This is a genomic window from Bifidobacterium dentium JCM 1195 = DSM 20436, assembly GCF_001042595.1.
Classification (GTDB): Bacteria; Actinomycetota; Actinomycetes; order Actinomycetales; family Bifidobacteriaceae; genus Bifidobacterium; species Bifidobacterium dentium.
This window is the reverse complement of record NZ_AP012326.1, coordinates 1,036,118-1,057,577: the sequence shown is the minus strand read 5'-3', so window position 1 is coordinate 1,057,577 and position 21,460 is coordinate 1,036,118. Positions and strand designations below refer to the sequence as shown.

Here is a 21,460-nt window from a genome sequence, read left to right as displayed (position 1 = left end):
ATCCGGGTCCTTGCCGTGTCGTCACTTGAACCGCCACGGGCCCGGATCCCATTGGCCGCCGACATGGTCCTCGGCCCATAGCCGCTGCAGCGCCTTGACGTCCGAGAACGTCCGCCGGCCCCGACCGTCCTCATGATCCAGATCGTCGCGGTACTCGTCCTCCATGCCTTCCATCGGCAGGGCCCATTCCCCGGCGCCCACGCGGGTCAGCGTGCCGTCCTCGCTGCATTCGGGATCATGCTCCCAGAATGCGGTGTGGGTCCAGCCGTCACGTCGGGCGATGAGCGCCACTGTCCGTCGGCCCAGCATCCGGGTCAGGTCCACGGCCCATGGCTCCCGATATTGGATGAGCGCGGATGGCATGACGTTCATGGCGGCGATCATGCACCGGTATGACACGAGCAGCGTGGCGGCCAGGACCCGGTCGTGCTCGTCCGCGAGCTCGTTGCGGTTCTCGATCTGCCACCGCCACTGGTTCGCGGCCCGTTTGCGGTCCTCCAACGCTTCGAGGAACATGGCCTCGAGACGCTCCTCGTTCTCCTCGGCCGCACGCCTGCGCCTGATGGTCCGGATCCGGTCCTTGCACCCTCGATGGCTCTTCAGCCATGCCCCGTTCACCTTGCTGCGCTCCGTCACGGGCCTGCCGCAGGCCTCGCACACGGGCGGTTTTTCATTGTCATCCATGCCCATCCCACGCGGATTCCCATACGGTTTGTCGCGATATCGGGCGAAAACCCATCTAAACACGTCACACGACCTACGAATGACGCCGTTCTCGGCGTCCCCCAACGGGGCGGGTGCAAGACGCGCATGGTTGTCGTTTGGTGATGTTGGGTTTTCTGGTTTGTTGGTTTCGGGGTCTTTTTCTGGTCTTCTGGTTTTTCTGGCTTGGTTGTGGTGTGGGTGCTTGTTTTTTCTGGTTCTTTCTGCTTGGTCTGTCTTTCTGTGTTTTCCTTTGTCCTGGTTTCGTTGGGTCTGGTTTTTTCGGTTCTGCTGGTTTCTGCTTGGCCTGGTTCCGGGTTCCGGGAGGAAGGGGCATCCTGGGTGCATGGTTTCGGCGCGGATCATATCCGGTCCCGGTCCGCGGGTTTTGACCCATGTGAGGGATCGTCGTCCCGCCGATATCGGGTCAGGGGCCGGTATCGGTTCACCCGTGTGGCCCGGACCGGTCCGGAAGGCCCATGAACGGATCGGGCCCTTCCCGTCTTTCGACCGTTCCGGATGCGGCACACGAGAGGGGCCAAAACATCATTGCCTCGAGATGAGGCGGTAATCCTCTGCGTGGCATGCGGCGACGTTTTGACCCTCGCCCGGCTGTCGGGTCGATTCTGATCCGGCTCTTTTTGACCCCGGCCGTCTGCGGACCATTTGACCCTGCCATGAGCCGATATCGGCGTCACGGGATCCGGGGCCGGATCGGCTTGGATCGCCGGAGGGTCATTTGACCCGTCGGACTGAATCGTTGGAATCGGGCCGTTTCCTCCGGGTCCATCTGTCTTTTTGACCCTCCCCGGTCGTACCGGGTCAAATTCTGACCCGGGTCTTTTGACCCGTGGTTTTGACCCTATCGGACATCGATATCGATCGGTCCGGGGAGGACGGGTCACGTTCGACCGGTCCGATATCGGTTCGGTTCACATTGCTTCACTGGTTTTAGCCCACGGTCCGAATGGCCCGGGTCGCATGGGTCCATTGGTTCGATATCGGTCAGGTCCACCAGGGGCCCGTAAACGGTCGGTGTCTCCGCGGTGAGTCCACGGACGATTCGAGCCCATGACGTTTCGGGACACGTCATGGGCTCGATTCTCGGCTTCCTGATTCAGAGGCTCGGTTCCTGCGGTTCCGCGAACCGATCCTGGGTCGTGGCCGGCCACGGATCCGTCCGCATCATCCGGGGCTGTTGTTGGGCCGGTACGGACCGCTGTGCGTTTCCGTTGACCTTGGTGATCCGGACGGTCGCGTATCGTACCGACGCCCCGATATCGTCCGCAACGAGTTCGTAGACGCTGCGTCTCTCCCCCGCCTCGGTCTGATAGTCACGCTGCACGTATCGTCCCGTAACGACGACCCTTGTGCCCTTGCCCATCCCGGACTCGGTCATGTGCTCGGCGATCGGACCGTACGCCACGCATCGGATGAACGTGGTCGCGCCATCCTCCCATTTGCCGTTCCTCTCGGTGCTGCTGGTCTGCGCGACCCGGAAGTTGACGACGGTTTTGCCGCCCGACGTGCGCTTGGGTTCGAGGCCTGATACGAGATTGCCCATGATGGTCATGGGAATCTGGTTGATGGTTGCCATGATGGATCCTTTCCTCGTGGATGGCCCGTCTCTTTTGACGGGCTCATTCACTCCACTTCAATCCTCGCTGATATCATCGTCCGCAAGCTGTTTCCGGTTGGGATGCCGTGGCTTGCGGGTCTTGATCCTGTGATCCTTCCTGCGATCGGCCGTCTGGGGTTGCCTCTTCGCTCCCCTCGGCAATGGATCAGTATCGGGATGGGGCCCGTGAAAGACATTTCAGGGGAGGATGGAATCCTCCCCTGAAACAACCCCATATTCAAAGGACCCGGGCGGGGACCCCGATGAATACATGTCTTCAGCCTATCAGGTTCGCTGCGCCGGCACGCATGACGCCAACCATTTGAGGCAACCCGTCATGAGACTCGTTCCCGTCCCCACCTCCCTCGCATGCTCGCTTCCCGGCACAGGGCCCGGTAGATCATCTGCTCCTGGATCGCGTCGGACAGCGCGCGATGTTCCTCGACGTCCCCGATGCGGTAGTCGACGATCAGGTCGCTGACGCGGTGATGGCGTTTCCGCGGGTTGAGCTCCCAGCTCATCTCCTTCGTGCACAGCCAACGGCAGTCGAACTCGTTCGCATCCGGATCATGGGCGCGTTCGGCCGCGTCAAGGAAGCCGATGTCGAATTCGGCGTTGTGGGCGATGATGGTCAAGGGTTTCCCTGTCGGCCAGACGTCGTCGAGCCATTGGTGGAAGCGCAGCATCGCGGCATCGGCGGTGGGCTTGTCCCGAAGCATGCCGTCGCTGATGCCGGTGAGTCGGCTGATGAATTCCGGCAATGGACGTTGCGGGTCGACCAGCTGCTCGAACCTCGGCCTTGCGTTCTCGTTGCCCGGCGTCACGAGCAATGCGCCGATCTCGATGATCGTGGCTCCTTCCTCGGGATGGAGTCCCGTGGTTTCCGTGTCAAGCATCACGTACGTGTCGAGCGGCTTGTCGAGTGGTTCGATGCGACGTGGATTATTTCGGTTGATGTAGCGATCCCAATACATGTGTTGTTTCCTTTCACTGGTTCCGTCTTGCCTGCAGGGTCCGTTGGCTTGTCCCGCCGGTTTCCGTCAGGCCGATCGCCTGTCGTGATCCGTCCTCGCGGCCATGCCGGTAGGCGGCGCGGCTGGCCCGGGCGATCCCGGCCAGTTTCGGGTGCTTGGCGGCGAATGTGACGTTGGCTTCGATCCACGCGTCGACCTGGTCGGAGCGGACGGCGACCAGTTCCCTGCCCGTGTCGTCCGATTCCATTTCCCGGCGGAGGATCTCGTACCGGTGGGCGATCTCCTCCTGGAAGCCCTGGTAGTAGCCGTTCCTCCAGGCGGCGTTCGCTTTCGCGTTGCGTGTCGTCCTGGCGCGTTCCCGCCACATGACGGCGCGGCTGGTTTCCATGGCGGTCCAGATCGCCTCGGTCTTGTCGACGTCGGAGCGGACGCCGTAGAGCGTGATTCCGGTGATGACGCTCCGGCCGTTTCCGGCCTTGCGGAACCAGTAGGTGGCACGGCAGCGGTTCCCTTGGGCCACGATGTACGCGAGGCTGGCCATGAAACGGTTGCATGGATTCGTTTCCAGGTCGATCTTCTTGCGGATGATCTCGATGTCGTCGTGGTCCTTTTCGAGCTGCCATTGCTCGATGGCGTGCCTGTCCATGAGCCGTTGTGCCTGTTCGAGGGCGATACGCTGCTCGTTGTCGGACGCGGCCGGATCGTTGGCGAGGGCGAGCAGTCTGCGCACGCGTTCCATGATGCGTTCGGTTTCCAAAGGATCTTTCCTTTCCGATGATGGTGATTTCGAAGGTATTCGTCAGGTTTCGATGCCGAACTGGCTCATTGCCTGCGCGACGCCCTGCCGGTACGCTTCCCTCATGAGGTTTTCCGACCCGTCCGCGTTGTTTTTCGCCCGACCTCGGATCGGCCGGGATGACGGGATCATATGCGCCGTCGGGAACCGGGGTTTGACTCATGCCGCGAGTCTCGTCGCCGGGCCTTGACGGTTCGGGGCTTTCGCCCATGCGACGGTTGCGTTCGCGGCTGATCGCGGTGCTGATGGTGGACTGGCTTTTGCCGAGCATTTCCGCGATCTCGTTCTGGGTCTTGCCCTCCTGCTTCAACCGCCATGCGGGTCCGGCGGTCTCCTTTCCGGTTAGCATATCGCGAGGTTGATGGTGATGGTTGGCAGGTCGATGTCGGGCAGACCGTCCTCGGGCCAGTCGATGCCGGCCTTGCGCAGGATCTGGTTGACGCATGCGCTGTGACGGCAGGCGAGTTCCCATTGCCAGCATTGCGGATTGCACATTCCGTAGCAGCGGTCCCACATGAGGTATCCCAGGTCGTCGGTCGCGGGTCTGCCGCCGTTGAGCAGGTCGCGCAGGGCGATGGCGTCGGCCCGTTCGGATTCCTCGAGGATGACGGTCTTGCGCCAGGTCATGCCGGTGGCCCAGCCGCCGCCGTCTACGATGTCGGTGGACTTGCTGATGGTGACGGTCAGCTTGTAGTTGCACATTGTTCTTGCCCTTCTTTGTTCCGGTTTTTCACGGGTGGCGCCCGTTGATATCGGACGTCCCGACGTGTCTTTTTCCTATCGGATGCCTGCTCGGCCGATGATGGTGCGGGTGGCGGAGGTGCCTTTCCTGAGGATTCGCCATGTGCGGGTGATGCGTCGGCGGATACGGCCGGCGTTTACGACGGCGGTGGGTATCGCGATGACGATGAGTAGGAGGATGTTGCCGACGAGTTCCGCACGGTCGTCCGGTGTGAGGAGGTTGAGGAATCCGAACATTTCTTGTTCCTTTCGCCTGGCTGGGGTCCTGTTGCGGCCTTGATTTTTTCTTTTTGGCCGGTTGGTCAAGCGAAGCGTTATCGGCCTCGGGCGGGTTCCGTCAAACGCGACGCCCCGGGCCCTTGGGACCGTGCGCGGCGGGTTTGACGGGTTCCGCGACGCCGATATGATCCAAGGCTTTAGCCGACCGGCAAAAAAGAAAAACCATTGGGCGGCGGCATGCCTGCGTGCCGTTCCGTTGGACGCGTGGCCCGGGCCTCCGGTCCCGGGCCGCGGGTTTCGCGAAGGTCCGGAAACATCGGGTTTCCGGCCGTGAGGGAGGTCCGGGAGGGGGAGGCGGATACGTCCCCTCCGGCCCGCCGACGCGGGACGCGGGATGCCGTATGGCGCGGGGTCGATCCCGCGGTCATACGGCACCGGGGCGGTTCCGGCCGCCTCGGTGCGGGGGGCGGCCGGATTGCCTGTCATTCGGCGTTCGTGCGGTCCGGGTGGATGCCGGCACGGATGGCGCTGGCCACGATGATGGCGAGGGAGCATCCCTCGTCGCAGGCGAGGGCGCGGACGGCCATGGGCAGGGCGCGTTCGTCGCCGAGCCACCACAGGATGTATGCGACGGTCGCATAGGGTTGCGCCTGCCATCCGTCGTCCTCGCCGTCCAATCGGTCGATGAGGGCGAGCAGGAGGTCCACGGCTTTCATGCAACGTTGCCGGTCGGGCGCCTGCGACCCGTGGAACGTTTCGGTGAGCATGTTCTCCATCCACCGGACGTTGTTCCTTATCATCGGGCGTCTGAGGAAGTCGATGGCCCTGTCCGCGGTGAAGTCCGTCCGTTCCCCGCAGATGGCGGCGACGAGCATGACGTCCCGTAGGGAGAGGAATTCCCTCATGCCCACGGCGAGGGTGATGGCGTCCCCCGTATCGTCTTCCGGCTCGCCGTCGGCGTCGAGGGTTCCGATCCATCTCCTGACGGGAGCTTCGAACCACTCGCCCGCGATTTCCCGCCAATCGTGCCGTTCCCTCGCGCGTGCGAACTCCTCGGCGGTCTGTTTGATGGTCATGGCTGCGGTGTCGTTCATGATGAACCTCCTTGAATCCGGTTAGTCCCTGATTTTTTTCTTTCGGACCGTTTGGTCGAGCGTCAGCGCTGACGGCCGCAGCGTCCGCGAGCACGCCGAACGAAGTTCGGGATGCGTGGCGCGGACGCGGCAGGCCGTTACGATCATTCGGCGTAGCCGAACGGTCCGAAAGAAAATCACAGGATGGCGGCACGCCTGCGTGCCGTTCCGTTTCCCGGCCCCGCCGCGCCAGGGCATGGCGGGGCACGGTCCGTTGTCGGGATGGTCCCGGAGCCACAGGCGGAGGGTCCGTTTACGGCGTGATGGCATGATTGCGGACCGTCCAGAAAGAGTCGGATGATGGAAGCCGAAGACGGGAAGGGACTTGAGAATTTCCGGAACGGTGGGGAACACCGATGAGTGATTTCGATGCTGTTCGGCTTTCCCCTCAACCATCGTCCCAACCGGGAAGGACTCATCAGCGCGCAGGTCATCAATGCCAACGAGCGACTAACCCGCGTGGTAATTAACGAACATCCATTCGAAACGATTCTCAGGATGGGAGAGGCTAATGGTGAAGGCCCTGTTGTCGGTTAAGCCGGAGTACGCTGAAAAGATCCTCTCCGGAGAGAAGATCTATGAGTTCCGCCGTCGGATATTCAAACGTAAGGATGTGGATATCCTCGTCATCTATGCGACCAGACCGCAATGCAGGGTTGTGGCCGAGGCACGGATAGGCGGCATCATGGAATCCACTCCGGAGGACATCTGGAAGCGCACGAACAGGTATGGTGGCATCAGCCATGATCGGTTCATGGATTACTTTGCCGGCAGGGAGACGGCCTATGCCATCGAACTGCGATCCGTGCGCCGTTTTGGCAGGCCCCGAACCTTGTCGGAGTATGCGCCCGAGGTGAAGAGTGCTCCACAATCATTTATTTACGTTGATTGACACGAGGACGTAAGAGTGCCACCCATTCTGAACCGACTCCGATTGGTGGACTGGAGAAATTCAGATTCGATGAGCGGAAGGTGCGGTTCTTTCGCATGCGGGAGGATCGGCGGAGGCCAAGTAAAGACGCATCGGCAATGATTGGGACGAGGGAACATAAAAAGGGAGGGCTCGGATGGCATGGGAGTGCGAAGTCCCATGCCATCCGAGCCCTTGCCTTTCTTCTTGCCCTTGATATCCTTCTCGGTCTCGTCCTCTTCTTCGTTGCTCCAGTCGAATGGCTCGAACGGTTCGAAGGGCTTGAATTCCATGTCTCCGGATCCGAACGGTGATGAGGCCCGGCAGCCTTTGGGCCCTATTCCGTCCGGTCGTCGGTCGCGTTCATGTTGCTCTCGGATGCCGGGGATGGCGGGACTATGCCATTTGTCGATGCTTTCGCGCGCATCGTTCTCGAGGAGGTCCTCGACGCGTACTCCGAGCGCGAGGGCGAGTTTGCATGCGGTTTCGAGCGTGGTGTGGCGCACCGTTGCACGGGACGTGTCGGCCATTTTCGGGATATGACTGTGTAGCATGGCCGCAGGGCTTCTCCGGGGCTGTCTTTCGAATGACAATCGGGATGTGCGATGGTTGTTCGGATGTCCACGTTCACCTTCGTCCCGGAGAATCCTCCCCATCCTCCCGGAAAATCCGGAAACGACACCGTCTTCGAGCGGCCCGAAAGCGGACCGGGGCATGGCGAAGAGGCTTTCGGAACGGTGCCGGGCTTCCCGGCAAGCCACGTGCCGCCGGTCCTATCGTCCATCGGCGTTCTCCTCCCCCGTTCCCGCGTGAGGGTCACATGATTTATCGCGATGCGGACGCGTATGGTTTCGATTTGCGGTCAGCCGAGGAGATGATGGAGGCCGAACGACGCGAGACGGATCTGCGTCGCAGGCTGCATCCGATGAGCGTGGTCGCGCGCGTGCATGCGTGGCATCAGCCTCCGGGCGGATTGCTGCCGGTCTCCCTGTTCTCCCGTCGCGTGATGGACGATCCCATACCCCTGCATGACCGTGTGGCGGAGACCGTGCCCGCCGACATCGCCGGCCTGTATGTGGATTACATGACGCGCGCCATGACGGGATCCGATGTGCGCGACGCGTTCCGCATCCCTTTGACGGGCGCACGGCTGGTGGGTGACGGCGCCAGGGCGGAACGGCTCGTTTCCATGGTGGATGGATTCTCCGGCGGGTCGATCCGTGCCGCGTGCATGCTGTTGGATTACGACCGCGCGTCCAGGCATGGTCCCGGGGGCTGGCGGCCGCGGCGTATCGACGTGGACGGGCCGACGTGCTGGAACCTGTCGCGCATGGTCGCCCGCAGTCTCGCGTTCCTCGACGAGTACGGTCCTGTGGTGTGGCGTGATTTCCGTTTCGATGGCGGCTACACGGATCTGATAACCTCCGGCGACGGTGATTTCCTCACATGCGACACGTTATGGGATTTCAAGGTCTCGAAGCGGCCTCCGACCCCCATGGGCACGCTGCAGGTCCTGACGTATTGGCGGATGGGCCTGCATTCGCGCTATCCCGTCTACAGGTCGATCCGCCGGCTGGGGTTGTGGAATCCGCGCCTGGACACGGCCTGGCTGTTGGATGTGGAGCGGATCGGCGACGGTTTGCGCGGATTGGTCGACGAGCGGATCATCGGATACCCGGGATCCGACGGTCGGGACTGACCGCGCGTTCCGCCGGCTCCCGTGCGGAGGAAATGACGACGGCCCTCCACCTGGCTTGCGGTGGAGGGCCGTCGACGCATATGCGCATGCCCCGGCGAGACAGGGGCATGCGGGCGGGAACGGGCGGCTGGCGGCCTGGCTGCGTACCGTGGGTCTGTCATGCATGTGGCGCGGCCGCATGTCGCCTGTTTTCTGTCTTTGAGAGTCCTGGATCGCCGACAGGCGTCTTTCCCGTCCCGTCATGTCCACGTGTCGCCGTCGCGTTATCGGCGGGGTCGTCGTCCGATGATGGTCCGGATGCAGAAGCCCGCCGCGGCGATGAAGGTCACGAGCATGACGAGCCACAGCCATCCGAGGCCCGGGGCGATGACGCAGCCCGCAAGCGTGAGGATGATGGACAGGATGCTGGCGGCCAGCAGGATGATGGCCTTCATGACAGGATCGTCGTTCCTCATGCCTTCCCCTCTTCTTCTTCCGTGGTTTCGTGGACGTCGTTTCCTTCGGGCCGGGCGGCCCTCCAACGGGCGATGCATCGTTCGATGCGTTTGCGTCCGATGATCTTCGGCCCGCGGCCGGCCCGTTCGAACGGGCGTGCGGGCGATCCGCCGGCCCTGACGCGTCGGATGGTCTCCTCGGCGAAGCCGTGGTTCCGGCGGATGCGCGTCTCGCCGCAACGGTCCACGGCCTTGAGGCCCGTGAGGTGGGCTCTGTCGTTCCCGTCGAAGGTGATTCTCATCGTTCGGGCTCCTTGTCCACGAGGTAGCGGTGAACCGGTTGGATACGGTAGCGTCCGCCGCATGCGTGGCATGTGGCATGCGTCGTTTCATCGGTCCTGATCCCGTTCATGCGTTCACGGTCGAATCCCGCGTTGGCATGGCAGTATGGGCATGCGATGGGGCATGCGGCCGGCGTCTCGTCTTTCATGTCTTTCATGTCGTTTTCCTTTCCTTGGTTTTCCGGGCCGTCTGACGGCCGTCCGTCGTGATGTCCGTCCGGCCGTCCATGGTTTCGAGGTAGTGGCGGGCGCAGTGCCGGTAGAGTCCGTCGAGGGTCGCGAACCGTAGGCCGCACCAGCAGAACGCGTCTCCTTCCTCGTTCCTGTGGGCGAGGTTGTGCCGGCGCATCTGTCTGGCGATCCTGTCGCATAGTTCGATGTCTTCCGGCCTATGGTCCCCTCGCGGTCCCGTCGGGATGGTCGAGCCGGTCGCGGTCCCGTCGGGATGGTCGAGCCGGTTGCGTTCATGGTCGGGAGGGTTGCCTGCGTCATGGTCGGGTTTTCTTCCGGTCCTTTCGTTTTCCGGCTTCGGTGTTCCACGCGCGGATGGGTGTCGGACGGGATCGGGCCGTTGGGTTTGACGTGGTCCTTCATGGTTTCCTTTCCGGGGATGGTGACGGACTCGGTCATGTGGTTTCTTTGTCAGCGCCTGTCGGCCTGGATGGCGTCGCGCAGCCGGGCGGACTGCCGTTTCGCGGCCGTCATGGCGTTGCGCGTGGCGTCCATGCCGTCGATGACGTCACGCGTATGGGCGATGACCACGTTCACGCATGCGGCGAGGCAGTCGAGCTGGTCGTTCATGCGGTCCAGCGACTCCAGGAGGCCTTCCGCGTCCGACCTGCCGGCATGTCCGAGGAGCCCGTCGACCTCGTGCGGGCCGAACTCGGTGCCGGCGTATTCCGTACGCCACCTGTTCATGCACCGTTCGATGCGTTTCGTGCCGAGGATCCCCGGATCGAGCCCGACGCCGCGGAAGATGTCGGAGGGACGTTCCCCGCGCCGGCTCATGACGACGGCGTACCGGCGGAACCACGAGGCGTAGGTGATCCTGCGGCTGGTGGTCCTGATCACCGCCGGGCTTGTCCGCAGGATGGCCGTCTCTTCGCTGGTGAAGGTCTTTCGGGTCATCGTTCCAGCTCCTTCTCGATCCGGATGCAGAAGTCGATCGCGTCATGCCATGCGGCCATGTAGCCCAGGCAGTAGCTTTCGGCCGGTGTCTCGTCGGTCAGTTCCTGGCGCATGAGGCTTGCCACGGCCTGGTTCCTGACCATGTCGTCGGCGCGTGGCGTCGGTGAGGCTGTCATTGTCTGGCTCCTTTCCCTCGGACGTATCCGTTCACGGTGATCGCGGTTCTGCCTTCGCGGCCGCGGCCGATGGTCGCGATGGTGTCGCGGTGTTCAAGGCAGTGGTCGCAGATGGTCAGTTCCCGGCGTTGGCTGTTGATTCCGCCGCTGGTCTGTACGAGGGTGAGTATGTATGTGCCGCTGTGTTCCCGGTCGGTGGGCCAGCTGCAGAGGGTGCAGGTGCGCGTGTCGGTCATGCGTTGTTCCTTCCTCGTGCGTGGCGTCCGTGGACGCGTGTGGCGGTGTGTGGGTCGAGTCGTCCGATCTGGATGCGGATGATGTCGAGTTGTCCGTTCATCCGGGCGATGGCTTCGCGTGTCTCGAGCTCGTTGCGGACGATCCCGTCGAGTTGTCCGGCCAGGTGCGTCAGGGCCTCGAGGGTCTTCACCATCTCGTCGTCCTTCATCCGTCGATGTCGCCGGCATGGAATGCCTGTGACGTTCCGTTTGCGAGGGTGAGTTCCGCCCATGCGCGGTTGACGGCCTGGGCGAGGCGGATGAGGACGTGTCCGTCCGTGGAACCGGCCGAGGGCCTGCCGGCGATCAGGTCATGGTAGAGGTTCTCGGCCGTGGCCGCGTATTCCCCGGGCCCGGGTTGCGGGAGGGGCGCTTCTTGCGGGATATGGATGCCGAGTTCCGTCATGGTCCTGCTCATGTGCGCGTATGCCGCGTTCACGCCGCGCGTGGCGCCGGTTCCGTCCAGTGGGTCCGTGGTCCGCGCCCGTGCGGCGAGGGCCGTCGCGAAGTTCACCGTCCGGTCGGTCAGTTCGGCTGTTCTGTCTTCCATGTTCGGGATTCTTCCTTCCCTTATGCCGATGGTCCGGCATGTCGTCCATGCCGTGGGGCCTGTCTCGTCCGTCCTTGCGTGGCAACGGGTCATGCTCCTATGGATTCACGTTTGCGGGGGTCGATAACGGTGGGTCTTCTCCCCTTTTTTCTTTCGTGTCGGTCTTGCCTTCCTGACGCTGGCTTCGGATATGGGAAAGGGGCGTGGCCCGTATCGGGTCACGCCCCTCGTGTTTCGTGTGGGTGGGATCGTTTCAGATCGTGTGCCGATCCTGCTGGTCCGTGTCGGCGTGGGGTTCCTTTTCATTCGGTTCGGGTGTCCGCGCCGGTTCCGTGTCCGGGTCGGTGGATGCGGGCGCCTGGACGGGTCGGTTCTGCTGGTTGGCGAGCATCCGCTGCTGGATGAGTACGCTGTTGGTTTGCGCCTCGTACTGCTTTTCGGCCATGTGCATGCTTTCCTCGTGGCGTAGCTGGTCCGTGTCGGTGAACACCAGCGCCTGGATCTCCTGGGCGAGGCCCATGAGCCTGTCCTTCTCGAGCACGCTCGCGGTGATGGCGTTCGCCCCGCCGCTCGGGTCGCGGAATACCAGGCTCGCGCTCATCACGTTCGCGAGGTTCGCGGCGGCGATAAGCAGGAGGATGATCGCCGCCGTCGCGTTGGAGTCGAACATGCCGAATCCGACGAACAGGAAGATCAGGCCCCATACGAGGCTTCCCAGGTTGAATTTCGTGTTGGTGTCCACGCTGGCGACGTTGCGCAACGGGATGGTCTTGGTGGACGCTCCCAACGGGATCAGGCCGAACAGGGTGTTCGGGGCCTTGTATTGGATCCGGGTGCTGGACGCGGCGATCGAGGTCTTGAGCCAGAAGATGATGACGCTGGGACTGAACCTGTCGCCGACGATGTTTTTCTCGCCTGGCGCGAATGTGAATTCCGTCATGGTCTGCGCGTTTTCGGACATGTGTTGTCTTCCCTCCGTTCGGGTTGCGGTGAATGCGTTGAGATGGGAGGGTACGGAGTCTTCCTTGGTGCCGTTGGTCGGGAGGTTCCGTCCCATGTCATGTCCACGCCGTCCCGCCCCGATATGGCGAAGATACCGGGTCATGCTCCCGCTCGTCGCGTCATCCGGAACGGGACGGGACCGCATGCTTGTTTCCCGTCCATGTCGGGATGGTCGTCGGGAACGGGTATGGCGGCGCGCGTAGCGGGTTTCGTCACCTTGGAGGGATGTATCGGCCCTATGGGCGCCGGGCTATGGGCGGCCGGTCCGATTTCATTCGTCGTTCCTCGTCCGATGGTCCATGGTCCGGCGTTCGGGGATGCTGGGCTGGCGCCCGGCTTTGGCCGTGCATTCGGGTCCGCCCATGCCCGTTCCGGATCCGATCGAGACGGTGGCCCCGTCGGCCATCACGAGGGTGACGTTTCCATCCGATTTCGTGTCCTTCCCGTCGGATTCGTTTATTCGGGTATGACACCGGGGATCCTCGTCGTAGAGGTCACCGGCATCGGCCTGGCTATGGTTCGATCCCGTTCCCGGTGGTGTCGGTTCCGGTCTGCGGGGCTTGTTCCGCGGTCGGATACGGCAGGTTCGCCGGACCGCCCCAGAGCAGGTCGTCCATATCCTCCTGGAGTTGGTCGACGGTGCTTTTCGACCGGGCCTCCAACGCGTTCTTGAATTCCGTGTCCTCCCGCAGCTGGATGGTATGGTCCGATTCGCTCCACCGGTCGTTGTACGTGTAGTCGACGTCCGCCCGCACACGGTCCAGGACCTTGCTGCGATACAGGTCCCTTTCGAAAAGGATCAGGTCCACGAGCCATCCGGGTTCCTCGGGGAACTTGCTCATGTTGTGCGTGTACCTGTCGTGCAGCGAGTCGTGGATGATGGCGGGCAGGGCGTCGATGCGCAGCAGCTCCTTGAACATGACGAGCCGGCCGACCCTGCCGTTGCCGTCGGAGAAGGGGTGTATCTTCTCGAACATCCAATGCGCGCGGGCTATTTGATAGGGATCGTCCTCGAGATGCGCGTAGATGTCGAACAGTCTGTCCATCGTCTGTGGAACGTCTTCGGGCAGGGCCACGCACGCCGGCGCGGACATGTCGCCGATGATGTTGGGTTCCGTCTTGTATCCTCCGACGTTGTATACGGGTTCGTCGGCCTGTCTTGTGCCGTTCTTGAGTATGGCGTGCAGGTGGCAGACGAGGTCCTTGTCCACGGGCTCGTCGGCATGGTCGAGGATCCAGCGGAACGCGATGAAGTGGTTCCTGGTCTCGATCGCGTCATCGACGCTGACGCGTTCCGTCCCGTCCATGGTGAACGTTCCGGTGTTGAAGATCTGGGCGGTCTGCTTCGGCGTGAGGGTGGATCCCTCCATGTGGTTGGAGTTCCACGCGAACTGCAGTTGGGTGGCCACGTAGATGCCGTTGGAGTATCGCGCATCCCTTTCCGATATGAGTCGTTCCACGATCCTGCTGCCCATTGTCATGCTCCTTCGGCTTGTTTTCATATCCATGGTATCCGGTTTCATCGGCTACTTCCCGCCCTTATGGCCGTCGGGATCCTTTTCGTTTTCCGGTTCGGTTTTAGGTACCCGGGGTATGGTCCCGTTCAGGGATGCGTGAGTGCGATGAATGGGGCTATCGCTTCCGCTCCGTTGGACCGTTTTCGGACTATAAGTCGATATATGCTTGCCGATATCGGCCATGTTTGATTGGGAGTGGCGCCTATGGATCTTCCCATCCTAACCAGAGTGAGCGGCTTTGTCCTCCATGAATACAACGCGACCCGTTTCAGATGGCGCTTCCGTGATGGCGGCGCATGTTTTGAAGCGTTCTATTCTTCGGATCCTCTCGAATATGACGGGCACGGCGCCTACTGTCCGTTGATGGTCGCCTACGTTCCGGATGGCTCCATGGGAACGATGTCTTGGGCGCACATCTATCGAGTGCGCATGAACCGTGGCACTGGGATATTATTCACCGACCCCTATATTGGAAACGGCATTGGGGATCTCATGCGCATTCTCGGCATCACTGGCCACCCTAGCGGAAATCCCTGGAGCGCGAGAAAATTCCTGGACCACGTGCAATCTTCCTCGTTCGATGTTTCCTCACATTGGAGCGCGCATCGGATTCGCACGGCCTTGGATCTTCCCGCTGTATATAGGAAGGGCGTGGAGGAATCGGACAAGGTCTACTGGTGTGGATGGAGACAGAACCCGCCCGGTAGGCATCAGTCCGAGACAAATTACCGTAAGACATTGCGTTGGCTTGGGCGGGAGATAGCGGAACTTTGCAGATCGATGGATGTTTCGACATGTTGGTCCGCTGACCCTGATGCCAGCCGCGCTGATTTTCCTCTGACTCTGGCTGACTTCCGGAGGCATGAGATCACGGGTGGACCGTCATCTCGCATAGGCTGACTGTCTGCGCGCGCAGGCCGAACGCGTCGTCGGAATCCCTGAACCGTGCCAGCAGGCGGTCATGCTCGTCAGCCTTGCGGATGAGCGTCCGCCCCAGCCTCCTGAGCTGGTCCGCGTCCAAGGGTCCGACCGTCATGGTCGTCACGCCCCTCCTGACGGACACGGCCTGCGCGCCCGCGGCCGTGTCCCCCTCGACCGTGAGCATGTAGGCGAGCCTCCCGTCCGCCCGCATCCCGGAACGCTCCGGATCGCCGGCATCGCCGTCGATGCGTGTCGGCCACGGGACGACGGCCACCATGATGTCCCGACCCGTCATCGTCCCGCCCCTTCCAAGTCGAAGGGAATGCGGATATAGGCGCCAGGAGCGATGCCGCCAGGCATATCGGGATACCGGTAACGGTGCAGGTACTCGCCGGCACGTCCGGCCTGGACGGTCAGGAATTCCCCCACGCGCATCATCTGCTCCGGGGTGAGCGTCATGGTCATGTCGATCCGATCGCCGTCCATGATCACGGACATGTCATCGGCCGGCATGGCAATGGTCACGGCCAGGTGGCAGAGCATTCGCGACCCTTCGACCGGTCTGTCGGTGTGTGCGTCGACCCTGTCCGGCTCCCAGAAGGCTTCCAGATGCATTCCCATATCCTGTTTCGTCCTCCTTTTCAATGGTTTTTCCATGCGGTCACGGGCAGTCGGGGTACGGTTCCGTTCAGGGATGCGGGATGCGCCGAATGCGTCCACTGCCGCGGCGGACGGGCTTTCATCCGGCATGATGGCATATGTCGGACGGATCCCATCATCGTGCTCCTTCGATCGGTTTCCTGGAATGTTTCGCGGGATGGTCCGCGTGTCCGTCTTTTCCGATTGGGTCTTGGATATTCGAGGCGTGATTCGGGATCGGACCGGTGGCGGCGATCCTCTTCGAAGCGCGTGGATCGCGGCCTTGCCGGTCTGGTTTTTCTGGTTGACGGCGCGAAGCTCGTCATCCGGTGTTTCTCGTGTCATGGCTTTGCCCTTTCCGTGGGTCTGGTCGCGTCCCGTTGCATCGAAGTCTCTCGGGCAGCTTCCTCGATGCCGTCTCGTCGGTTGAGCTCGTCCGCGTGCCTGTCGCAGGCAATCCACCATTCGCTGGGATTGCCGGCCCGCAGGCTTCCTTCGTGGTCGTATTCGCCTTCGTGCGGCCGCATGTCGGCGAGGACGTGCCCGCAGAACGCGGTGTGCACGTGGCGGGACACATGCCCGTCCGGGACGTGTGCCGGTTTCGTGGCGGCAGGCCGGCCGCGGTCGAGTGCCTCTTCGTCGTGCCGGCGGGTCTCCTCGATCCGGTCGACGGCGTAGTCGTTGGCGATCTTGTCCCAGTTGCCGTTCAGATCACGTCCGGTCAGGATGCGGCGCAGCCAGAACGTGTTCGCGGGCATCCAGTCGATCACGGCGAGGACGAGCGGGAGCGATTTTGCGATGTCGCCGCCGTTCGCTTCGGTGACGCGGGCGATGAGCCTGCCGATGTCACGAAGATCCGTCTTGGTCGTGGCCGGGGTGGACAGTCCGAGCTTCGAACGCATCAGGGCGAGCCGGTCGAGCACCGTCACGGCGGCATCGGCCCGCGGTTCGTCTTCCCTCCCGCCGTCCGCCCGATCCGTCTCCTCCGCGGGGAGATGTCCCGTAGGGACAGTGGGGTTATTTGTTTTAGGGTGTTTTAGGACGTTATGTAGTGCACCGGTGCGACCGGGGTGGGTGCACTGATGCGACCGGGGTGGGTGCACCGGTGCGACCGGGTTTCCGGCTGTCGTCTCTTGCGGGAAAAACCCGGTCCTATTTTGGGTGAGGGTTTTATTTTCGTTGGAATCATTGGCTTTCGGGACATCATCGTCTTTTCTCCGGGTGTTGTCCTCTTGTTGGGAGGGCGTATGTTCGCTGGCCGGTTTCGGGTCCTTGACGGTCTTGCGTGGCCGGCCGGGCCGGCCCTTCTTGGTCTGCCTTTCGGTGGGCTCCTGCACGAGGTCGAGGCGCAGGTCGTAGACGATGGGTCTCGCGTATTCCGGATACGAGTCGACGAGATGCTGGTTGCCGCGTTCGATGACGCCGATCTCCTCCATCCATGCGAGGTTCCTCGAGACGGTGCTGTCGGACTTGCGGATGCTGTCCGCGATGGCGGAGACGTATTTGTACGCGTCCCTGCCGTACTCGTCGGCTTTGTCGGCGAGGCTGACGAGGATCATCCGGGCCGTGGTGTTGCCTCCTACCGGGGCTTGGTCGATGGCCCAGGACACCGCTCTGACGCTCATGATGGCATGCTCCTTGATGTATGCTGTTTTCCGGTTTCCGTGGTCAGTGTCTGGTGGTGCCGTTGGCGGCCGTGTGGCGGGCCGGGCCGATGGGCGTGGGTTTCTCCACGGGTCCGGCCGGTTTGGAATCGTTCGCCCATGCGATCGCGTTGATGCTCATTCGTTCTCCTTGTTCGTGTCGGTCGCTTTTCGAGGTTCTCGTTGATCGAGGGGATGCAGGCCATGCCGTATGCGGAGGCGCCGTCACCGGTCACGTGGCCGGCCCGTGGATGTCGGAAAGGAAGATCCCGGCCGGCGTATATGCCCACGTCGCACGGCGCCGTCATCCGCCGATTCATGGTGGGAACGCCTCCGCCTCCTGCGAGGGCCATGACGATTCGCCTCAGTGGTTCCTCCTGTGCCTGTCGATGGTTTTGAGGATGTACGGGTAGTCGTCGAACGAAGGGTCGTGGCCGTAATGGCGGCTTTCGAGCCAGTGGCGGATCTCACGACGCAGACTGTCGCCCTGTGGTCCCGTGGCCTGCATGGCCTGCTGGACGAGGATCCTCCAGGCTTTCTTGCCCGCTTTGGCGCAGACCTTGTAGGACAGGGCGCGCATGGCCGCCCGGTAGTCGTCGGACACGTGGGCCTGTTCCTGCGTTCCCTCGCCGATCTGCCATTCCTGCCAGCTGGCCTTGTCGCCGGCGGGGGCGCCGATCATGTCACCGTCATCGGTGCCGAACACGTCGTCCGGCTCGCACAGCCTGTCACGGGCCGCGGCACGGATTTCGGCCCTGAGCTGGCGGCGGATCCTTTCCGCGTCCGGTTCGTCGGCCGGCCCGCCGTTCCCGTCATGGGTGTTGTTCCTGTGGCGGCGGTTCTGGGGCGCGTAGGTCATGCCCGACCGGTATTTGGGCCGGTCGGTGTTCATCCATTCGCCGATCTTCTGGTCGACGAGGCTGTTGACGAACGCGCCCAACGGTCTGCGGTCCGCGTATGCGGCCCATCGTTTCAGTCCGCCCTCGATGAGTTCCTGCCAGATGTTCATGACGATCTCGTCGACGGCCCAGACCTGGCCCCACTCGTTGAGCTTCTTGATGATGCGGCTGCGGTTCTCCTCGATGGCCTCGTCGACCTCGCTTGGTGTGACGCCGTACACGGCCCGGAACTCCCGATCGCTGTCGGAGACGTAGACATGGCCTGTCATGGTGGTGTTTCCTTCCCGGTCTCTTCCCTTTTGCTGCGCATCCCCGGCCTAGAACCGGTCCGGGTAGGCTTGCCTGTAGACGCGCAGTCGTCGTTTCGCGGTGCTGGTGCTGGACACGATTCCGGCGTCCTGCGCGGTCTGCCAGTTGAGCGGGAGTCCCTGCTCGTGCATGCGGTCGGCCCATGCGAGCCATTTGGCGGCGTCCCTTGCCTCGTTCCTGCTCAACGCCGCCAAGGGTGCCGGCAGTGGTTCCGGCTCCTGTTCCCCGGTCCGTTCGCTGTCCGTGTCGTCCGCCGCTTTCTCCTGCGTGGGGTCGGCTTCGCCTTCCCGTGTCGTCTCGGCCGATGGTTCGACGGTGACGGTGTCGGGGCCGTCGATGTTCCCGGCCGTTTCCCCGGATTCCGGTTCGGGTTCGACGCTCACGGATTCCGGTTCGGGTTCGTCCTGCGGTTCCGGTGCGGCCGGTTCCGTCATGGTCGGCGTGTGTTCGGTCTCCGGCATGGTCCGGGGATCGGCCTGGATGTCGAGTGCGGGGTTTTCGGTGGTGGAGGCGTCGGCCGTGGCGTTCGCCTCAACGGCTTTTGGGGAGGCATCGGCCTCCGTGTCGTCGATGGCGAGGTCGGCGGGGGTGGGTGCGCTCCATGCGAAGTCCCTCAGATTCGGTTTCTCCACCGTGGCCGGCTCGTATGCAGGCGGAACCGTTTCGTATGCGGGCGTTGCCGGCGCGGGCGGGACCGGCGCCGACGACGGCGTCGTGAGTGGTTCGGCCGTGGATGCCGTCATGGGTTCGGTCGGGGTCTTCGTTTCCGTGTCGTCGAGGGTTCGTCCGATGAGGGCGTTGACCTTGTCGAGCCGGTCGCCGGCGATGATGACGATCAGGTGGGTGGCGTACAGCATCGCGACGGGTGGGATGCTCATGATGGTGGCCGGCGCCCATGCGGGCAGTTCGAGCCCGTTGTTGATGAGGGCGTGCAATGCGTTGCCGCCGATCGAGCAGCCGGAGAACAGGACGAGTCCCGCCCATGGGTACCAGCCGCCGCGGATGTGGCCTTTCTTGAAGCCCCATGTGGCCCACGTGCACAACAGGATCGTGCCGTCCACGCAGACGGGTCCTCCCCAGCTGAGGTACGGGTTGATGCCGCAGGAGACGAATACGAGGCGCAATGCGTCGAAGCTGAGGATGAAGGCGATCAGGCCGATGACGAGTCCGGCGGTGATGCCGGGCCACATCCTCACGCTTGTGCGGTCCGTTTCCGGTCTGGTGTTGCTGTTGGTGTCGTTCATGGTGTCCTTCCTTCTCGTGTGTCAGCGTTGGCCTTGCGGGGCGTGCGCGTTCCCTGCGCGGGCACGCCCCGGGGTTCGACGGTCGTCGGTGTCAGTCCTCGAATTTGGAGAAGTCGAATTCCCCGGCTTCGTCCTCGCGGTCGTTCTCGATGCTTTCGATGGTTTTGCGGATGAACATGATCATTTCGAGGAACATGTCGTATTTGTTGTCGTCGCCGTCGTACAGGTCGTCGGATTGGATGTAGTGCAGGCGTAGGAGTTTGCAGAACGCGTCGTAGAAGTGCATGAGCCTGCGGTTGCTTTTCTCCATGATGGTGGACACGAGCAGGCTGCCGGGTTTCCATTCGTCGGATTCGAGGTCGTTGATGACCTCGTCGATCGCTTCGGCGAGGTTGGCGATGTCTCGGGTCATGGTGGTGATGACGTCCTGGTCGAATTCCTCGCCGAGCTGGTCGGATGTGTCGATGATCTCGTCGTCGTCCGCGTGGATGAATTCGTCGCTTTCGGGTTTGGCTACGGCTTTGAGGCCTTCGCTCATGAGACGGTTGTGTTCGCGGCTGATCGCGGTGCTGATGGTGGACTGGCTTTTGCCGAGTTCCTGCGCGATCTCGTTCTGGGTCTTGCCTTCCTGCTTCAGCCGCCATGCGAGTTCGGCGGTCTCCTCGCTGGTGAGCGTGTCGGTGCTGTAGACCTTGCCGTCCGCGCCGACGAACTTGCGTGCCTTCTCACGGCCGGCTTTCGTGATCGCACGATCAACCGTCGAGTGATGGACTCCGAGCAGTGCGGCGATGCCGCGGTTGCTGATCTTGCTCGGATCGAATCCGAGGATCAGGTCGGTGCGCGCCTGCCCGGTCACACGGATCTGGTCGGAGGTGAAATGGTCCTTGCAGTATTCTTCCCATCCCGGCATGCCTTGCGGGTAGCCGATCGCGACCCAGATGTGTCCCTCGAACGCGGCTTGGGCGGCTTGGATGAGGTCGTATTGGGCTTCGAGGGCGTGCAGGAGCTTGACCTTGAGTTCCTCGGTCCTTCTGCGGGCCTCTTCCTCGTTGAACGCGCTCTCGCCCGCGGCCAGGGGCTTGACCTGGACGGGGAACGTGTCGGCCAATGCCGCGACGGGATTGTCGTCCACTTCGTCCGTGTCGTCTTCCATGGGCTCGTCAATGAGGCGGATGGGTTCGGGCGCGTCGAGACCGGTCCCGTCGTCCAGGATCTCGTCGGCATCCACGACCTCCGCGTCGATCACGGTCCGGAATCCGTTTTCGTTTTGCGTGGATTCCGGATATCGGGTGGCGTCATCGTTGTCGAGTGTGAAATAATCAGTCATGGTATTGACTCCTTTTCTAGGGATTGATCGGCATTAACCCCTTGTGGATTGATGGTTGTGTTGGTTTCCTTGGGGTTGGTATCTGAACCGAACCCCTCCATCACGGTTGGGTGGTCTGGATGTCTGATGATCGGGCTTTGTTCCTGTCTTCGGTCTGTACCTCCTTTCTTTTGATTGGATTCGGTCTCTCGGCTGGTTACCTAGGGACTGAAAGTGGTTATTTGGATCTGGTTCATCGCCCGCATGTGAGCTGCAACTCGTGT

The 21,460-nt window shown here is 62.6% G+C and carries 26 protein-coding genes; 3 read left to right on the top strand and 23 right to left on the bottom strand.

All coding sequences use genetic code 11. From position 1 onward, the window contains the following. Positions 1-21 precede the first annotated feature (21 nt). From BBDE_RS04555 to BBDE_RS04525, 7 genes are all read right to left on the bottom strand, one after another. On the bottom strand, positions 22-684 hold the full coding sequence (locus BBDE_RS04555) for a hypothetical protein (RefSeq protein ID WP_228369753.1): 663 nt from the start codon (positions 682-684) through the stop codon (positions 22-24). A gap of 1,135 nt (positions 685-1,819) precedes the next feature. Then, on the bottom strand, positions 1,820-2,299 hold the full coding sequence (gene ssb / locus BBDE_RS04550) for a single-stranded DNA-binding protein (protein ID WP_003840508.1): 480 nt from the start codon (positions 2,297-2,299) through the stop codon (positions 1,820-1,822). A 356-nt stretch (positions 2,300-2,655) separates the two neighbouring features. After that, entirely contained in the window at positions 2,656-3,294 is a 639-nt protein-coding gene (locus BBDE_RS04545) for a 3'-5' exonuclease (protein WP_003840509.1), read from the bottom strand. Positions 3,295-3,307: 13 nt separating this feature from the next. Beyond that, positions 3,308-4,051, bottom strand: coding sequence for a DUF2786 domain-containing protein (locus BBDE_RS04540; RefSeq protein WP_228369752.1), 744 nt, complete (start codon positions 4,049-4,051; stop codon positions 3,308-3,310). A 381-nt stretch (positions 4,052-4,432) separates the two neighbouring features. Then, positions 4,433-4,792, bottom strand: a complete 360-nt coding sequence (locus BBDE_RS04535; protein WP_003840514.1) for a hypothetical protein — start codon at positions 4,790-4,792, stop codon at positions 4,433-4,435. Positions 4,793-4,867: 75 nt separating this feature from the next. Beyond that, positions 4,868-5,068 (bottom strand): hypothetical protein, encoded by a 201-nt coding sequence (locus BBDE_RS04530; protein ID WP_003840516.1) that lies wholly within the window; start codon positions 5,066-5,068, stop codon positions 4,868-4,870. Positions 5,069-5,532: 464 nt separating this feature from the next. Next, on the bottom strand, positions 5,533-6,144 hold the full coding sequence (locus BBDE_RS04525; RefSeq protein WP_003840518.1) for a DUF4192 family protein: 612 nt from the start codon (positions 6,142-6,144) through the stop codon (positions 5,533-5,535). Positions 6,145-6,694: 550 nt separating this feature from the next. On the opposite strand from BBDE_RS04525, the gene BBDE_RS04520 reads away from it, so the two are divergent. Together BBDE_RS04520 and BBDE_RS04510 are read left to right on the top strand one after the other, a co-directional pair. After that, on the top strand, positions 6,695-7,075 hold the full coding sequence (locus tag BBDE_RS04520) for an ASCH domain-containing protein (RefSeq protein WP_003840520.1): 381 nt from the start codon (positions 6,695-6,697) through the stop codon (positions 7,073-7,075). A gap of 838 nt (positions 7,076-7,913) precedes the next feature. Beyond that, positions 7,914-8,792: a hypothetical protein gene (locus BBDE_RS04510; protein ID WP_003840523.1), complete on the top strand. Its 879-nt coding sequence runs from the start codon at positions 7,914-7,916 to the stop codon at positions 8,790-8,792. Positions 8,793-9,055: 263 nt separating this feature from the next. Here the strand turns inward: BBDE_RS04510 and BBDE_RS04505 are convergent, their stop codons facing one another. The 10 genes from BBDE_RS04505 to BBDE_RS04450 form a co-directional block, all read right to left on the bottom strand. Beyond that, complete coding sequence (locus BBDE_RS04505) at positions 9,056-9,247, bottom strand: hypothetical protein (protein WP_003840525.1); 192 nt, start codon at positions 9,245-9,247, stop codon at positions 9,056-9,058. Then, positions 9,244-9,528 (bottom strand): hypothetical protein, encoded by a 285-nt coding sequence (locus BBDE_RS04500; RefSeq protein ID WP_003840526.1) that lies wholly within the window; start codon positions 9,526-9,528, stop codon positions 9,244-9,246. The genes BBDE_RS04505 and BBDE_RS04500 overlap by 4 nt, the downstream gene beginning before the upstream one ends. Next, a complete protein-coding gene (locus tag BBDE_RS04495; RefSeq protein WP_033489283.1) occupies positions 9,525-9,725 on the bottom strand; it encodes a pyruvate formate lyase-activating protein in 201 nt (66 codons plus the stop codon). Before BBDE_RS04495 ends, BBDE_RS04500 begins: the two co-directional genes overlap by 4 nt. Positions 9,726-10,209: 484 nt before the next feature. Continuing rightward, positions 10,210-10,695, bottom strand: a complete 486-nt coding sequence (locus BBDE_RS04485; RefSeq protein ID WP_003840530.1) for an HTH domain-containing protein — start codon at positions 10,693-10,695, stop codon at positions 10,210-10,212. Then, positions 10,692-10,871, bottom strand: a complete 180-nt coding sequence (locus BBDE_RS04480) for a hypothetical protein (protein ID WP_003840532.1) — start codon at positions 10,869-10,871, stop codon at positions 10,692-10,694. The genes BBDE_RS04485 and BBDE_RS04480 overlap by 4 nt, the downstream gene beginning before the upstream one ends. Beyond that, positions 10,868-11,107, bottom strand: a complete 240-nt coding sequence (locus BBDE_RS04475) for a hypothetical protein (RefSeq protein ID WP_003840534.1) — start codon at positions 11,105-11,107, stop codon at positions 10,868-10,870. Before BBDE_RS04475 ends, BBDE_RS04480 begins: the two co-directional genes overlap by 4 nt. After that, complete coding sequence (locus tag BBDE_RS04470) at positions 11,104-11,301, bottom strand: hypothetical protein (protein ID WP_228369751.1); 198 nt, start codon at positions 11,299-11,301, stop codon at positions 11,104-11,106. Before BBDE_RS04470 ends, BBDE_RS04475 begins: the two co-directional genes overlap by 4 nt. An 11-nt stretch (positions 11,302-11,312) precedes the next feature. After that, positions 11,313-11,696 (bottom strand): hypothetical protein, encoded by a 384-nt coding sequence (locus BBDE_RS04465; protein WP_003840538.1) that lies wholly within the window; start codon positions 11,694-11,696, stop codon positions 11,313-11,315. 253 nt (positions 11,697-11,949) lie between these two features. Then, positions 11,950-12,753 (bottom strand): hypothetical protein, encoded by an 804-nt coding sequence (locus BBDE_RS04460; RefSeq protein ID WP_003840543.1) that lies wholly within the window; start codon positions 12,751-12,753, stop codon positions 11,950-11,952. Between the two features lie 457 nt (positions 12,754-13,210). Then, positions 13,211-14,173 carry a Fic family protein gene (locus tag BBDE_RS04450; RefSeq protein WP_228369750.1) on the bottom strand — a complete coding sequence of 321 codons (963 nt, stop codon included), beginning with the start codon at positions 14,171-14,173 and terminating at the stop codon, positions 13,211-13,213. Between the two features lie 246 nt (positions 14,174-14,419). On the opposite strand from BBDE_RS04450, the gene BBDE_RS11690 reads away from it, so the two are divergent. Continuing rightward, on the top strand, positions 14,420-15,115 hold the full coding sequence (locus BBDE_RS11690) for a DUF6037 family protein (RefSeq protein ID WP_222705295.1): 696 nt from the start codon (positions 14,420-14,422) through the stop codon (positions 15,113-15,115). Here the strand turns inward: BBDE_RS11690 and BBDE_RS04445 are convergent. The 6 genes from BBDE_RS04445 to BBDE_RS04420 form a co-directional block, all read right to left on the bottom strand. After that, entirely contained in the window at positions 15,084-15,431 is a 348-nt protein-coding gene (locus tag BBDE_RS04445; RefSeq protein ID WP_003840549.1) for a hypothetical protein, read from the bottom strand. The genes BBDE_RS11690 and BBDE_RS04445 overlap by 32 nt on opposite strands. Then, on the bottom strand, positions 15,428-15,757 hold the full coding sequence (locus BBDE_RS11545; protein WP_230454358.1) for a hypothetical protein: 330 nt from the start codon (positions 15,755-15,757) through the stop codon (positions 15,428-15,430). The genes BBDE_RS04445 and BBDE_RS11545 overlap by 4 nt, the downstream gene beginning before the upstream one ends. Before the next feature lie 359 nt (positions 15,758-16,116). Then, entirely contained in the window at positions 16,117-17,400 is a 1,284-nt protein-coding gene (locus tag BBDE_RS04435) for a winged helix-turn-helix domain-containing protein (RefSeq protein WP_003840552.1), read from the bottom strand. 382 nt (positions 17,401-17,782) lie between these two features. Beyond that, positions 17,783-18,586 (bottom strand): hypothetical protein, encoded by an 804-nt coding sequence (locus BBDE_RS04430; protein ID WP_003840554.1) that lies wholly within the window; start codon positions 18,584-18,586, stop codon positions 17,783-17,785. Between the two features lie 48 nt (positions 18,587-18,634). Then, entirely contained in the window at positions 18,635-19,870 is a 1,236-nt protein-coding gene (locus BBDE_RS04425) for a DUF2637 domain-containing protein (RefSeq protein WP_003840555.1), read from the bottom strand. A gap of 91 nt (positions 19,871-19,961) precedes the next feature. Then, complete coding sequence (locus tag BBDE_RS04420) at positions 19,962-21,197, bottom strand: helix-turn-helix domain-containing protein (protein WP_003840556.1); 1,236 nt, start codon at positions 21,195-21,197, stop codon at positions 19,962-19,964. Between the last annotated feature and the right edge of the window lie 263 nt (positions 21,198-21,460).

Coding starts and splice junctions, on each gene's coding strand:
- BBDE_RS04555 (WP_228369753.1), bottom strand. CDS start 684: ATGGATGACAATGAAAAACCGCCCGTGTGCGAGGCCTGCGGCAGGCCC.
- ssb (WP_003840508.1), bottom strand. CDS start 2,299: ATGGCAACCATCAACCAGATTCCCATGACCATCATGGGCAATCTCGTA.
- BBDE_RS04545 (WP_003840509.1), bottom strand. CDS start 3,294: ATGTATTGGGATCGCTACATCAACCGAAATAATCCACGTCGCATCGAA.
- BBDE_RS04535 (WP_003840514.1), bottom strand. CDS start 4,792: ATGTGCAACTACAAGCTGACCGTCACCATCAGCAAGTCCACCGACATC.
- BBDE_RS04530 (WP_003840516.1), bottom strand. CDS start 5,068: ATGTTCGGATTCCTCAACCTCCTCACACCGGACGACCGTGCGGAACTC.
- BBDE_RS04525 (WP_003840518.1), bottom strand. CDS start 6,144: ATGAACGACACCGCAGCCATGACCATCAAACAGACCGCCGAGGAGTTC.
- BBDE_RS04520 (WP_003840520.1), top strand. CDS start 6,695: ATGGTGAAGGCCCTGTTGTCGGTTAAGCCGGAGTACGCTGAAAAGATC.
- BBDE_RS04510 (WP_003840523.1), top strand. CDS start 7,914: ATGATTTATCGCGATGCGGACGCGTATGGTTTCGATTTGCGGTCAGCC.
- BBDE_RS04505 (WP_003840525.1), bottom strand. CDS start 9,247: ATGAGGAACGACGATCCTGTCATGAAGGCCATCATCCTGCTGGCCGCC.
- BBDE_RS04500 (WP_003840526.1), bottom strand. CDS start 9,528: ATGAGAATCACCTTCGACGGGAACGACAGAGCCCACCTCACGGGCCTC.
- BBDE_RS04495 (WP_033489283.1), bottom strand. CDS start 9,725: ATGAAAGACATGAAAGACGAGACGCCGGCCGCATGCCCCATCGCATGC.
- BBDE_RS04485 (WP_003840530.1), bottom strand. CDS start 10,695: ATGACCCGAAAGACCTTCACCAGCGAAGAGACGGCCATCCTGCGGACA.
- BBDE_RS04480 (WP_003840532.1), bottom strand. CDS start 10,871: ATGACAGCCTCACCGACGCCACGCGCCGACGACATGGTCAGGAACCAG.
- BBDE_RS04475 (WP_003840534.1), bottom strand. CDS start 11,107: ATGACCGACACGCGCACCTGCACCCTCTGCAGCTGGCCCACCGACCGG.
- BBDE_RS04470 (WP_228369751.1), bottom strand. CDS start 11,301: ATGGTGAAGACCCTCGAGGCCCTGACGCACCTGGCCGGACAACTCGAC.
- BBDE_RS04465 (WP_003840538.1), bottom strand. CDS start 11,696: ATGGAAGACAGAACAGCCGAACTGACCGACCGGACGGTGAACTTCGCG.
- BBDE_RS04460 (WP_003840543.1), bottom strand. CDS start 12,753: ATGGGACGGAACCTCCCGACCAACGGCACCAAGGAAGACTCCGTACCC.
- BBDE_RS04450 (WP_228369750.1), bottom strand. CDS start 14,173: ATGGGCAGCAGGATCGTGGAACGACTCATATCGGAAAGGGATGCGCGA.
- BBDE_RS11690 (WP_222705295.1), top strand. CDS start 14,420: ATGGATCTTCCCATCCTAACCAGAGTGAGCGGCTTTGTCCTCCATGAA.
- BBDE_RS04445 (WP_003840549.1), bottom strand. CDS start 15,431: ATGACGGGTCGGGACATCATGGTGGCCGTCGTCCCGTGGCCGACACGC.
- BBDE_RS11545 (WP_230454358.1), bottom strand. CDS start 15,757: ATGGGAATGCATCTGGAAGCCTTCTGGGAGCCGGACAGGGTCGACGCA.
- BBDE_RS04435 (WP_003840552.1), bottom strand. CDS start 17,400: ATGAGCGTCAGAGCGGTGTCCTGGGCCATCGACCAAGCCCCGGTAGGA.
- BBDE_RS04430 (WP_003840554.1), bottom strand. CDS start 18,586: ATGACAGGCCATGTCTACGTCTCCGACAGCGATCGGGAGTTCCGGGCC.
- BBDE_RS04425 (WP_003840555.1), bottom strand. CDS start 19,870: ATGAACGACACCAACAGCAACACCAGACCGGAAACGGACCGCACAAGC.
- BBDE_RS04420 (WP_003840556.1), bottom strand. CDS start 21,197: ATGACTGATTATTTCACACTCGACAACGATGACGCCACCCGATATCCG.